The 13,253-nt window shown below is 44.3% G+C and carries 10 protein-coding genes and 2 tRNA genes; 4 read left to right on the plus strand and 8 right to left on the minus strand.

The window, feature by feature from the left end; genetic code table 11:
* Positions 1 to 114: 114 nt before the first annotated feature.
* Entirely contained in the window at positions 115 to 3,333 is a 3,219-nt protein-coding gene (locus tag GTH32_RS06985; RefSeq protein ID WP_163084534.1) for a M1 family aminopeptidase, read from the minus strand.
* The gene (locus tag GTH32_RS06990; RefSeq protein ID WP_163084535.1) at positions 3,333 to 4,181 is read right to left on the minus strand and encodes an ABC transporter ATP-binding protein; all 849 of its coding nucleotides are present in this window, start codon (positions 4,179 to 4,181) and stop codon (positions 3,333 to 3,335) included. The genes GTH32_RS06985 and GTH32_RS06990 overlap by 1 nt, the downstream gene beginning before the upstream one ends.
* Positions 4,182 to 4,430: 249 nt before the next feature.
* Between GTH32_RS06990 and GTH32_RS06995 the strand changes: the two genes are divergently transcribed.
* Both GTH32_RS06995 and GTH32_RS07000 read left to right on the plus strand, forming a co-directional pair.
* The gene (locus GTH32_RS06995; RefSeq protein WP_163084536.1) at positions 4,431 to 6,017 is read left to right on the plus strand and encodes a sensor histidine kinase; all 1,587 of its coding nucleotides are present in this window, start codon (positions 4,431 to 4,433) and stop codon (positions 6,015 to 6,017) included.
* Positions 6,014 to 6,685 (plus strand): LytR/AlgR family response regulator transcription factor, encoded by a 672-nt coding sequence (locus tag GTH32_RS07000; RefSeq protein ID WP_163084537.1) that lies wholly within the window; start codon positions 6,014 to 6,016, stop codon positions 6,683 to 6,685. Before GTH32_RS06995 ends, GTH32_RS07000 begins: the two co-directional genes overlap by 4 nt.
* Positions 6,686 to 6,709: 24 nt before the next feature.
* Here the strand turns inward: GTH32_RS07000 and GTH32_RS07005 are convergent, their stop codons facing one another.
* Genes GTH32_RS07005 through GTH32_RS07015 form a run of 3 tightly spaced genes read right to left on the minus strand, consistent with a single transcriptional unit; the run spans position 6,710 to position 9,086 of the window.
* Entirely contained in the window at positions 6,710 to 7,039 is a 330-nt protein-coding gene (locus tag GTH32_RS07005) for a hypothetical protein (RefSeq protein ID WP_163084538.1), read from the minus strand.
* 5 nt (positions 7,040 to 7,044) lie between these two features.
* Positions 7,045 to 7,260 carry a DUF3820 family protein gene (locus tag GTH32_RS07010; RefSeq protein WP_163084539.1) on the minus strand — a complete coding sequence of 72 codons (216 nt, stop codon included), beginning with the start codon at positions 7,258 to 7,260 and terminating at the stop codon, positions 7,045 to 7,047.
* Positions 7,261 to 7,289: 29 nt separating this feature from the next.
* Complete coding sequence (locus GTH32_RS07015) at positions 7,290 to 9,086, minus strand: ABCB family ABC transporter ATP-binding protein/permease (RefSeq protein WP_163084540.1); 1,797 nt, start codon at positions 9,084 to 9,086, stop codon at positions 7,290 to 7,292.
* 324 nt (positions 9,087 to 9,410) lie between these two features.
* On the opposite strand from GTH32_RS07015, the gene moaA reads away from it, so the two are divergent.
* Positions 9,411 to 10,379, plus strand: coding sequence for a GTP 3',8-cyclase MoaA (gene moaA, locus GTH32_RS07020; RefSeq protein ID WP_163084541.1), 969 nt, complete (start codon positions 9,411 to 9,413; stop codon positions 10,377 to 10,379).
* 71 nt (positions 10,380 to 10,450) lie between these two features.
* A complete protein-coding gene (locus GTH32_RS07025; protein ID WP_163084542.1) occupies positions 10,451 to 10,978 on the plus strand; it encodes a GNAT family N-acetyltransferase in 528 nt (175 codons plus the stop codon).
* On the opposite strand, the gene GTH32_RS07030 is transcribed toward GTH32_RS07025, so the two are convergent.
* The 3 genes from GTH32_RS07030 to GTH32_RS07040 form a co-directional block, all read right to left on the minus strand.
* Entirely contained in the window at positions 10,966 to 12,591 is a 1,626-nt protein-coding gene (locus GTH32_RS07030) for a response regulator (RefSeq protein ID WP_163084543.1), read from the minus strand. The two genes, GTH32_RS07025 and GTH32_RS07030, sit on opposite strands and share 13 nt — an antisense overlap.
* A gap of 400 nt (positions 12,592 to 12,991) precedes the next feature.
* A tRNA-Val gene (locus GTH32_RS07035) sits at positions 12,992 to 13,067 on the minus strand.
* A 61-nt stretch (positions 13,068 to 13,128) separates the two neighbouring features.
* Positions 13,129 to 13,204, minus strand: a tRNA-Val gene (locus tag GTH32_RS07040).
* Between the last annotated feature and the right edge of the window lie 49 nt (positions 13,205 to 13,253).

A 13,253-nucleotide genomic window follows, 5' to 3' on the forward strand; every position in this document is an offset into this window, starting at 1 on the left:
TTAACCGAAGTTAACTTTCTTTGTCAGACAAAAAAAGCTGCGAATTCGCAGCTTTTTTATGTCCACGATAAGAGCCCGTCTGTTCGGCTAGACATACTTGGTGCTTATTATTGATTACCTGTACCCAGGAGCAAGAAACAGGCGGTTAATATCAGCATGATATTGCACCTCTGTGTGCTGCTTTAGCTGCCTAACAAAATCTATTGCTGCAACGGGGGCCTTGCTCATACGTTGTTGCTCAAATAGATGCTGCAAACTGTCGGTAATAGGTTTATCGCCGATACGTTGTCGAAATTGCGCAAATACAAGGGTAGCGCGAGAGTAAATATCGGGGGTTTCGCTGGCATTTATAAAGGCCACTGGCTGGCCTACATACCTTTGCTGAAACTGTTGGTAGCGTCTCTTTTCGTATTCAATCAGCGCATTCATAGCATCTTTCCCATAGTGTTTTTCAAGCATGACCAGCTCAACATATTTTGCTAACGACTCGATTAGCAATGAACTATCGGCGGATAACCCGAAACCCAATTGGTGGCCGAACCACTGGTGAGCAATCTCATGTACCGCTCGTCTGTACCTTTGATCAAGGTGCGGCGTAGTCGGTTTAGCACGCATGGAAAGTAAATGATCAAAAATAAGGACTTGTGGCAGCGCATACCCGCTTGGGCCTAAATCTGGCGCGAAAACCATGTTTAATTGGTTGTAAGGGTAGGGCGCTACCTCGTTCTCAAACCAAGACAACGTGTGTTCTACCGCCTTTATGTGAACCTTACTGGCATCTTCGTCATCCGTGCCTATCATATTTAACATTAGCGGTCGTTTGGCTACCACTAAAGGGTGTTTAGTATTTTTAAAGGTGGTGGCTATCCATGCAGGTATGGCGCTTATTGGCGCCCCGGTTTCGAAGCGGAATACACGCCGTTTTTGCCCCTGTTGCTCTATCGTCCATGTTTTTGATAGTTCTCCGGGTGCGACTACGTGGTAGTTAACAGGTGCAATAACTGTAGATGTTAGGATGATTGGTTTCGCCTCGCTATTGGCGTTTCTATTTGCCTGGGTGAGTTCGCTGGGCAAAGGGAAACGCTGTGGCAACAGCCCATATTCTTTTCTAAGTGTAGGATCAGCAAGGGTGAAGTTATCGTTAAATCCAACGTGGGGTATAAGCGGCACGCCTCTTAGGTAACTAAATGGTTCGGTCACCACATGATGGGTAGGCGAAGTCCACAAGGTTTGGTTTTCAACCCGTAGATTGACCATTAAAAGACGCTCTTCATTCGGTTTAAGTGGGCGGCTAAATGCAAAAATACGTTGCTGAGTTTGGGTGTCGTGGCTTAGTAGTTTTGCATGTTCTAGTTGCAGGAGATTTGGTAAAAAGTCGGGGTGATTGCCGATAAGAACACGGTGTATAGGAGTATTGTTATTGTTTTTAAGCGATACATTAAGCGCAATGTCGGCATAGCCTTTCTGGGGGTAAAAATGAACGGTAGCATCTATTTTACTTACCACGGGTTGCGGAATTTGCTGCCAATGTTGGAAACGCTGTTCATAATTTGCTTTTATAAGGTGGCGCTCGTTAGGCATCATGAGCGCGCGTTCTTGTTTTAGTGCGCTATGCATAAACACAGTGGCAGACAAAATGAGAAGCATACACGTCACTAAGGGGACAGATGTACCTTTGCTCATTAAATGCGTATAACCGGTGCCGCGGTGAGTTCGGCATATCGCCACTGCAAGTAATGTGACACATATCACTAGCCAGTAAAGTAGAAAGGGCAATAATGCGGAAATGCTCATTTCAAAGCCCACCCTTAGTTTGGCGGGTTGCAAGGGGGTCCCTGAAATGTCCCATAGAGGATGGGGAATACCGAATAGCCCCATAAGTGAGCTAAACTTAATGAGTATTAACATGCTACACAGTGCTCCGCCTATAAGTGGCGCCGGCGATAGATGATGAATGGCGATACATAAAAGGCCAAAAAGCAGAACGGGCAGGCCAGTTAGCAACAGGGTGGCGCAATAAGTTAGAAGCGAAATGCTACTGCCAAAGTAGAGTTCAGCAATTAGCGTCGCCGTTGCTGTGAGTAAAAGAAACGCGGCCCACATAAACACAAGGGCGAAACATTGCCCCGCAATAAGCTGTAGATTTGTTATCGGTGTGGCAGCGGTGAGTTCATCTATCCCTTTTGCTTTGCTGTGCCAACACAGTTGCCAAGCCCAGATACTCATAAGCACAAACCCACCAAAAGGCATTACATCCCATACTATGCGGCCTAGAGCATCGGCGCTGGTAGGAAAAATAGTAGCAAAAGGTTCTGCGTAATCTATGGCAGACAATACTTCAGAGAAGACCATGCCCGCGTATATGAAATATGCCATTAACAGTGAGGGGGGCCTAATAAGAAGCTGAATACTATTGCAGGTGACTATGGCTCTTTTATTGTACCTAAGCGGTGCTAGCAGTTTGGTGAAAGGCAAAGCCAGTAAATAAGTAGTGTTGCCTTTCATCTTACGCCAGCCGGTAGTCTCGCCCCCGGAGATAGGGGGAAGTGCTGGGTATAAAGTGGGGACAAGAGAAGGTCGGGATAGATATAACATGGCTATGGCCATAGCCCCATATATCAGCCTGTTGACCGCGGTTTTTGGGGTAATAGCCCAGTTTGCGTTTTGTTCTATCTGGCGATAGATGTCGGTAAACCCATAAGGGTCGAGCCAAGACATAATGAAATACAGCTGAGGGTTTACAATTTTGCTCCCAGCTAATATCGGCGCGCCATTAACCGATGCCAACATAACGTAACTTACCCACACTATACACAGCGTGAAATAGGTTGGCATGGGGGAGTTAAAGCAACGCCCACATAACATGGCGATTGCTGTAAACAATAAAAGTATTGGTATATCCAACACAATTAAGTTTTGTAGCGTAATACCCAGCAGCCCCGTTGTTTGAGATAAAGACGGGGCAATGGTGGCCACTTGGAGTATTACACTTATGGCCATAAGCAGCATGAGTAGTGAGAAAAATGCACTGGCGCGATAAATATAGCGGCTAAGTGCCGTGGAAGGGGTAACATAGATAAGCGCCGCCATCTGGCTTATGTGGTCCCGTTGTAATAGCGAAGGGGTTAACAGGCCCACCGCAATGGGCAAAGTAAGCATAATAGAGGCATTATTAAGTAGTGTAAGTCGCTTGGTAAGAATATCTCCCTCCACGGAAAGGCCTTGCGCAAGCAGAAAGGCAAAACCTGGAACGATAAGTAGGCTCAGCCAAACGCTAGGTTGGCGAAGGTATAATCGCCACTCGTTGATAATACCCGAGATGAAAAGAAGCATTAGCTAGGCTCCTTATTGAGCTGGAAAAAGTACCTATCTTCCAACGTAGCCTCGCACGCGATGGCGTTTGTATGGGGTATTTCAGAGTGATAAACCCGCCATCTATCTTTCCCGAAGTGGTAACTTTCTGATACCACAATGCCACATTCTGGGCGCCGATCCATTTCCCAGATCTTGCCTGACAAAGGCGCAATTAACGCTGCAATTTCGCCACTATCGACAATTTTCCCTTGCATCATAATTGCCGCTCGGCTACATAAATTTTCTATGTCTTCCACAATATGAGTGGAAAGCAGCACTAAGGTTTGCTTGCTTATTTTCACCAGTAAACTGTGTAGCCTCTGTCGCTCTAAGGGGTCAAGCCCGGCAGTAGGTTCGTCAAGGATAATAAACTTAGGATCGCCTAATAAAGCTTGCGCGATACCAAACCTTTGACGCATCCCCCCCGAATAGCTGGTAACCGGTTTATTGGCGACTTGAGTTAAGTTGGTAAGAGACAATAATGTGGCTATCTGCTGGGCTGCTTGCCGTTTATCAATTTTTTTTAAGGTGGCTATGTGCCAAAGCAATTGTCGGCAACTCATGTGAGGATAGACCCCAAAAGATTGAGGCAGATACCCGAGCTGGGATCGCAATGCATTCGGGTTTTGCAGAACGTTAATGCCGTTGAAGGTAATGGAACCTGAATCGGGAGGCTGCAAACAGGCAAGTGTTCGCATAAGTGTTGATTTGCCCGCGCCGTTTGGGCCTAAAAGCCCTACCATACCGGTAGGACACTGCAATGAAATATTGCTGATGGCTTTGGTGCCATCGAAGTAGGTTTTGTTTAAATTAGAAATACTTAGCATAGAAACGTCTCCGTCTATCACAATCCCGAGAGGGTGAGGTATGATGGTGAGTAGCAATATTAGGCGCCACTATACGTATTGGTGTGTTTAGGGATATACAGGGGTGATGAATCGCGGTTTTAAAATGACAAAGGTAAGATTCTTCGGCGCTTTTTACGTTTATCAACTAAAAACACACTTTCGTCATTTTTGCTGTGCATCTGACAATTTTTACCGTCATTGTATGTACGAGCTGTTAAAGAGACCTCGATGAATTTACAACTAAAAAAGCATAACGACATGCTGCAAGCGACGTTGCCCTTGCTTGCAGCTATTGTTCTATCGGCAAATGTGGTCTTTATTGCTGCGCAAAATGGCGGGGTAGTATTGTTTACCCTGCTACACCTTAAAGCGCTTATTCTAGCGCTGCCTTATTTACTTGCGCAGGCCGCACTAAGTAACATGTCCTCGCCGAGAGGGGGGATAATTTGGCTCGCTCTTTTTACCTTGTATTCGGGGGCGCTGTTTGTATTTCCACTGCATACCTCACTTTCGCTAACGGCTATTTCTGCGCAGATTTCTCCTAAGCCATCTTTGTTAACTCCAGAGTTAAGCAATCAAAAATTGGACAGTCAAATAATCTGGTTTTTCATTACTGCGAGTGTCTTAGGGGCACTGCATCATTTTCATAAGTCGCAGTTTCGCATAGGTGTGAAAGCGCCAAGCTGGATACAGCATGTATTCTCACTTGATGCGATGGTAGCAACGACTATTTTTATTTGGGTTATAGGGTGTACGGGCATTTTCCTATCTACCCCTGATCCAATGAATAATCAGCCCCTGGCAATGCGTGTGGATCTGTATCTGGTAGTAAGTGAATTTCCGCGTTTTTTGGCTTACGTTAGCCAGTTTTTATGGCTAGGCCTTATTTTGTTTTTTATTTATTGGATAAATCGATACTGCTTAATAAGACGGGTACTCTCTGTACATGGCTTAACGCCCTTTGCAGCCTGCTCGCTCTTGTTTATTTTACTATCTGCACCGCTACTAAGTGCCACTGTCCTTTTATTACCACTAAGCAATGTGTCTGAATTAACGTTATTGCCTTCAGAGAACGCCAACGCTTTTGATTTAGATAATTTTCGATTTATGTTCGTCATTTTAGCGGTAACCACGCCCGTTATATTAGCCTTTGAGCGTAAATCTTTTGATGTGAAACTAGCCAGTATTGCCAAAGATAAGGTACGCACCGAGTTACAATTATTGCAGCAGCAGATTAACCCACACTTTCTTTTCAATACGCTTAATAACCTTTACGCCCTCACGCTACAGCAATCGGACCAAGCGCCCAAAAGCATTGAACACCTGTCAAGTTTACTGCGCTATACGGTGTACCAAGGGCAGCAAGAGTGGGTTTGGCTTGAAGATGAAATAGCCTATTTAAATGATTACCTGGCATTGCAAAGGCTTAGGTATCAAACCGACTGCCGTTTCAATATTTCTTGGCCTCAAACAGACTCACGCTATCGAATTCCTCCTTTATTGCTTATTGTGCTTTTAGAAAATGCGTTTAAACATGGCATAGAGAAAACGCCAACCGGAAGTTTTTTAGATATACAGATGACCATTGACGATAACGTACTTCACTTTATCTGTAAAAACGCCTATGTGCCGTATGGCGTAAACCCAGACAGAGCCAAGAGCGGCCTAAATGGAACCAAAAAAGATCAGTGCGGGGTAGGGTTAGCCAATGTCCACAGACGACTGTCGCTGTTACCTGGGGTAAATAACCGCCTAATAAGTGAAGCGCGCGATGGGTATTGGATAGCCATATTATCATTGGAGCTACAAGCATGATAACGGCATTAATTGTTGATGATGAACCCTTAGCTCATACAGTGATTTTACATCATTTACACCAACATAAGGATATTCATATAGTGGGCCAGTGTTTTAATGCGGCAGACACGCTCACATATCTAGCGAAACACCCGGTAGACTTACTTTTTTTAGATATAAATATGCCAGCATTAAGTGGCATTGAAATGCTTAAAGTGATGGCGAACCCACCCGAGGTTGTGGTGGTAAGCGCTTATTCGGAGTACGCCGTTGACGGTTTTGAACTTGATGTAGCTGATTATGTGCTAAAACCGGTAAGCGCAAACCGCTTAGCTAAAGCGTTAGAAAAAGTTCGAAGTCGCATCGATTCACAAAATGACGTACCGTTTTTACGGGTAAAAGTAGGCCGGGAACACCATCGATTAAAGGTAGAGGATATTCGCTATCTTGAAGCCTATGGCAATTATGTAAAGGTATGGAATGAAAAAGACATGGTGTTAGTCAACAGTACGCTAAAACAACTCTTTGAAGCCTTACCTAGGCGAGACTTTATTCAAATTCACAAGTCGTTTGTGGTCAATAAACATAAGGTTACCAGCACCACCAGCGACACTGTGGTAGTGGCTAATGCCAGTCAATTGAAAATAGGGAAGTCGTATAAATCATCTATAAAAGCCTGCTTATAAAGGTTACTGCCCACAATGGGCAGCCTACGGCATAGCGGAAAGGGCGTCTTCACGTTCTTGTTCCGTAAGTATCCCTACAAATATTGTGCTTTTACGTAAACTCGCCGTTCGTTCATCTTGGGCTAAAAGGAGTTGCTTAAAGGTTTCTGGCGAGCCCGCCGTTTCTAAAATTCCTTGCCATAACATATAGCTTCCGTAACGCATTAGTCCATTGTTATAACGCGCTTCTAGGTTATCTTTCGCCTTTTCTAATAGGTGAGGCGACGCGAGAACTTTGTCAGCTATTGCTTTGTGCAGTTGCAGACTTCGTTGATTGACGATGGTGTCTTTTAATTTCTTAGGAGTCGCATACATAACAATTAGTCTTCGTCGAGTAATGGCTCTACCACGGATTCTAGGCCATTAAGTTTAATTTCATACATCAGAGCAAGCTGTTCACCGAGCTTATTGTTAGGAAACCCTTGTTTATGAAACCATACCAGGTACGGCTCGGGTAAGTGAAAAAGCCGACGTCCTGCGTACTTACCAAAGGGCATCACTTGATTAACCGTTTGTTTAATGAGTGTTGGGTTCATGTGTTCTCTTTAGCCGTCATGGTTTTCTGTTATTCTGCGGGGGTAGCAGTGTTCTTTTGCTGAGCGTCCCACAAGGTGGCATAAATACCAGCTTTTTGTAGTAGTTGCGTGTGGCTACCATGCTCAACAATTTCACCGTTACTCATAACTAAAATGACATCTGCATCTACTATTGTGGAGAGCCTATGAGCAATGACCAAACTAGTATGGCCTTTTGCCGCATCACGAAGCGCATCAAGTATGACCTGTTCAGAGCCACTATCAAGCGATGATGTGGCCTCGTCAAATACCATTATTGGCGCCCCTTTTAAGAGTGCACGGGCGATGGCAACTCGCTGTTTTTCTCCGCCTGAGAGTTTGAGCCCCCGTTCGCCAACCGTAGTGTCTAAACCGTCAGGTAACTTGGCTATAAACGGAGTAAGGTGGGCCAGCTCGATAGCCTTGGCAATGGCGTCTTCATCTGCCTGCGGGTTTCCATAAGCAATATTTTCTTTTAACGTGGTATTAAACAACACTGTGTCTTGCGGCACGATAGCAATATGGCTACGCAAACTCTGTTGGGTTAGCCCGCGTATATCTTCACCATTGATGCGAATAGCGCCGTCATTCACGTCATAAAAGCGAAACAGCAGTTTCATGATGGTAGATTTTCCAGCGCCGCTTTCCCCTACTATGGCCACCTTTTGGCCAGCTTTAACGTTAAAACTAATCCCATTTAGGATAGCGCGAGGGGGGTGATAGCGAAAGTGTACCTGATCGAATTGTATAGAGGCAGTGGGCGCATGTAGTGCTCGGGCGTCAGGTTTGTCTACTACAGCCGGCGATTGAGCTAATAGCGCGAACAAATTATCGATGTTGGCTAAAGAGCCCCGAATCTCGCGGTATACAAAGCCTAAAAAATTAAGTGGCATAAATATTTGCATGGTGAATGCGTTAATAAGGACAAAATCACCGATGGTCATATTGCCGTTAATAACCCCAAACGCAGCGTTTGCCATCATTGCGGTCATAGCAATAGCGATAATGCTGGCTTGCCCCGCATTTAGGGCGAATAACGATAAACGGTTTTTCCGCCGGGCAACTTCCCAATTCGCTAAATCACTGTCGTAGCGATTAGCTTCAAAGGTTTCATTATTGAAATATTTTACGGTTTCAAAGTTAAGCAAGCTATCAACTGCGCGGGAATTGGTGGTTGAATCGGCTTCGTTCATTTGTTGTACGTAGCGGGTACGCCAGTCAGTGGCTTTTTTAGAAAAAGCCACATAGCAAATAACACTAACTACAATGATAAGAGCAAACGACACGCCAAATTGAAATAAGAGCAGACCCACTACCAGTGAAATTTCGAGCAAGGTGGGCACAATATTAAACACCATAAAGCGCATCAAGAAACTGATACCTGTAGTGCCTCGTTCAATATCTCTTGAAAGGCCGCCGGTACGACGATTTAAATGAAAACCTAAGTCTAAATGATGCAGGTGGTTAAAAACTTTTAACCCCAGCCGCCGCATAGCCCGTTCGGTAACACGACCAAACAGGGTATCTCGTATTTCACCGAGTAATACATTCAACAGCCGTAAAACGCCATAGGCTACAATGAGACTAATTGGCACAGCAATAGCAAGGGTGGTTAAGTCGCCGTTTAAACTATCTACCGTATACTTAAGTACATAAGGAAGCCCGATACTGGCGAGTTTTGCTGCCACAAGACACACCAGAGCAAGCGCAACGCGACTTTTAAACTCGAGTAGATACGGCCAAAGCTGGCGCAGAACTTGCCATTTTACGGGGGCATTATCGTGAACGGTGTAGTTGCGTGGTCGCATGAAGAATGACTACTCTTTATTAGTGTTGTTATTGTTTGCAGGCTGTTACTTGATTATGGCCCAAAAGGTTCAAAGGGTAAGCATGAATGATTAGGGCAAGAAAGCCTGTCGTATATACCCTATAGTAAAGTTTTCCAAGGCTAAGTGCCATGCAAGAAAACAAGCTGGACGCCCTTTTAACGAGGAAAATAGAGGAGCACGAGAACGAATCATTATTATTTATACAGCCGTGATTATTTCATTCTGCTTTGCGCGGGCGTACACTAGGTATAATACACTGCAATACATCCATTTTTATTGGTACAACCTGAATTGGGAGAAACTTTGTTAGAAGATAGCTTTGGAAGACAATTTCATTACTTACGATTATCGTTAACGGAAGCGTGTAACTTTCGTTGTCAGTATTGTCTGCCCGATGGGTACCAAGGTCCTTCTAGTGATCAGTTTCTCAGCGCCAATGAAATTCAAACCCTGTTATACGCGTTCGCCGAATTAGGTACCTCTAAAGTTCGCTTAACCGGGGGCGAGCCCACCCTGCGACGAGACTTCCTTGATATATTAGCGCTTACTGCAAATACACCCGGTATTGAACGGGTAGCCATGACCACCCATGGAGCGCGCATGGCGAAGCATGCTAAAGCGTGGAAGCAAGCGGGCTTACACCAAGTTAATGTGAGCATTGATAGTTTAGACCCTCGTCAGTTTGCTGCCATCACAGGGCAAGATAAATTGAAAGAGGTTTTATCGGGCTTAGATGCGGCAGTAGAGGCTGAACTAGAAGTCAAAGTAAATACAGTATTGTTGAACGATTTTTCTGATGCTAGATTAAACCGTTTTCTGGGGTGGTTGAAAGAAATGCCCGTTACCTTACGTTTTATTGAGTTAATGGAAACGGGAGATTTACCACAGTTTTTTACCCAACAACATCAAAGCGGTGGCCCTTTACGGGAAACACTTATTGAAAATGGTTGGCAGCCTTTAATAAGGCGTAAAGACGCAGGCCCCGCTCAAGAGTTCTTTCACCCTGATTATGCCGGGAAAATAGGTTTAATCATGCCTTACAGTAAAGATTTCTGTAAAAGTTGTAATCGACTTAGAGTAGCGGCAAACGGTAAATTGCATTTATGCTTATTTAGCGAACAGGGAATAGATATGCGAGACTTGTTGACTCACGGCGACGTTGAACAAGTGAAGCATTTTTTAGTTGAATGTTTAGGGAAAAAACATGAAACCCATTTTCTGCACGAAGGTAATACAGGTGCGACCAAGCATTTAGCAATGCTTGGAGGCTAGCTTAGTCACTGTCAAAATAATAAAAAGTTAGCAATAACACATAACAATAAGAGTTGAATATAAGGAAATATATGCTTGTAAGAAATAGTGCTCGTCTCTCTTTTCATTATGTAACTGAAGCGGACAAAGAGTTTCTTTGGGAACTCGATCAAGATGAAGAAGTAATGCGCTATATCAACGGGGGGAAATTGTCGTCAAAGGAGGACATCGACAATATATTTATACCCCGGGTTTTAGCCTACTCAAACCCAGCATTAGGTTGGGGGTTATGGCGCGTAGAAACGCTTGATAGTAAAGAAAGTATCGGCTGGATCCTTGTTCGTCCATTTGGTTTTTTTACGGCAACGCCAGAGATAGACAACGTTGAGCTTAGTTGGCGTTTCAAGCGCGCCTATTGGGGCATGGGATATGCTACCGAGGCCGCCAAAGCGATAAAGGATGCGCTGTACTTAAATGGCATCGATCAATTCTCTGCCATAGCAAACCCTGACAATGCCGCCTCGATAAATATTATGAAAAAGCTAGGTATGCGCTTTAGCCATGAACTTGAGTACAAAGATAGCGTATATCACGAAACGGTGGTGGTTTACGCTACCTGAAGCAGCCGGCTTTTAATATTCTCGTAACGAACCTGCTGTTCCTCGGATAACTTAGCGTTTTCTATGGAAAAACGGCAGCGTTTAATCAATTTTGCTATCCCAACGGTGTCCCCTTGAGGGGCGCCGCGTTTGCTAATTAGCGCTTGTAGCAAATTAAGCGCAATGGCGGGGTTTTTGGGCATTATTTTAAAAGCTTGGTGAAATACCTCGAAAGATTTAGTGAGTTCGCCTTTTTGGTAATGTAATACGGCAGCATTGTTCAAGCTTCTTGGGCTTAGCGCTATGGTGGCCTTTTCTGTTTTCTCTTGTTTTATATATTGGCTAAGCAAGCTGTCGTTATCGCCATTATTGGCTTGTTTCAGCTCCAAGGTTTCCAGTATCTTTATTGAATTTCCCTGTAAACCAACTTCATGAAACGCTTTTGCTGTATCTATTAGTTCTTCTGCTGGCTTATCTTCCCAATGATCTAAATTAAGCGCTTCCATCATGGTTTTTGCTTTATCGCTATCGTTTTGTAAATAACACAAGCGGGCATTAATAACGTGCAGTTGCTCATTGACTTTAGCTTTAGGGTGGGCGGTTTTTAACTGTCTTAAATAGTCGTTGGTTTGTTTAACTATATTATTGGTATCAGCTGCATCAGCAGTCATAGCAAAATCGACCCCAGCTCGCGCCGCCGCAAGGTAGATATCGGGGGTATCGTGAATAGAGTCTTTACCATATCGCACCACTTTTTTTGCGCTATCGAATTGGCTTTTGTAATCGTGAGTAATACGCGAGAGTTGGTGCGCTTTTTGGTGGCGGGAAATATTTCTAGGAGAAATATCGCTGGCAACGGTGATACACTCTAACGCGTCATCAAAAGCGTGTTCCTTTATTTTAAGTTCCGATAATAGATCGTACGCAGGAAGCATAGTTTTACGGTTAAAGGCTAACTCAAGTACCGTTTTCTCCGCGTTGTCAAATTCTTCTAGTTGTACATAGCACTTGCTGAGTCCGAATTTGGCCCATGCGAAATCTTGCACATTGATAACCGCTTCAAAGAAGTCTTTGGCATCGTGGTAATGCGCGCAAAGCAACAGTAAGTCGCCCTTGGTTTTAAGCGCTAAGGGGAAATACTCAGCATTACGTGGCTCTATAAGAAAAGCATCGATAGCGTCTAATGCATCTTCAAAATTGCCTCTATCCATATGTTCGTAAACCTCAGCTAGAACCTTTTTTCGCCGGAGCACTTTAAAAAGGCGTTTGTCTAACTGATTTACAGAAAAAGGCTTTGCAAGGAATTCGTCGGGTTGTAACTCTATTATAGCGTGCACGGCTTCGGGGCTGGTATCGGCGCTGGTAAACACAAAGCCGGTGGTTAAAGGAATAGTATGTTCAGCTCGTAACTGTTCAAAAAGCCCGTATCCTCCGTGATCTTCTCGGAGATCATATGCGCAAATAACTGCATCATAATGTTGATTCGTGAGGGCGGTAATGGCGTGAGAAGCGCGGTCGACATAGTCTACGTGCTGAAATCCAAGCTGGTCTAATGCATACTTCATGTGGCTTTTAGCTAGCGCCTGATCTTCTGCTATCAGTAACTGAGATTGCTTAGCTAAGTCGAGCTTCATAATATCCCCCACATTAAATGCACATTGCTAGTGCCGCATTCAAAGTCTAGTCGTTAAACTCACGGGTTACCACAAGGAAATTGGCCAATAGACCGTTTGGCATGATTAAAGAGCGTACGAACGATAGGAGAAGTGGTGGACGCTACTGTCGGCTCGCAACGAAGTTGTTGAACCAGTGATTGGCGTTTTGTATTACGAAATGTGATATAAAATAAAGAGAAGTGGTGGACGCTGCTGTCGGCTCGCAACGAAGTTGTTGAACCAGTGATTGGCGTTTTGTATTACGAAAGGTGTTATAAAATAAAGAGAAGTGGTGGACGCTGCTGTCGGCTCGCAACGAAGTTGTTGAACCAGTGATTAGCGTTTTGTATTACGAAAGGTGATATAAAATAAAGAGAAGTGGTGGACGCTACTGGGCTTGAACCAGTGACCCTCGCCTTGTAAGGGCGATGCTCTCCCAACTGAGCTAAGCGTCCATCAAAATTTCAAACTAAACAAACAGGATAATAAAAATACCATCGTTCCACTTAGAGAAAGTGGTGGACGCTACTGGGCTTGAACCAGTGACCCTCGCCTTGTAAGGGCGATGCTCTCCCAACTGAGCTAAGCGTCCATCAAAATTTCAAACTAAACAAACAGGATAATAAAAATACCATCGTTCA

Origin of the sequence: Alteromonas profundi (assembly GCF_010500865.1) — a bacterium.
Taxonomy (GTDB): Bacteria; Pseudomonadota; Gammaproteobacteria; order Enterobacterales; family Alteromonadaceae; genus Alteromonas; species Alteromonas profundi.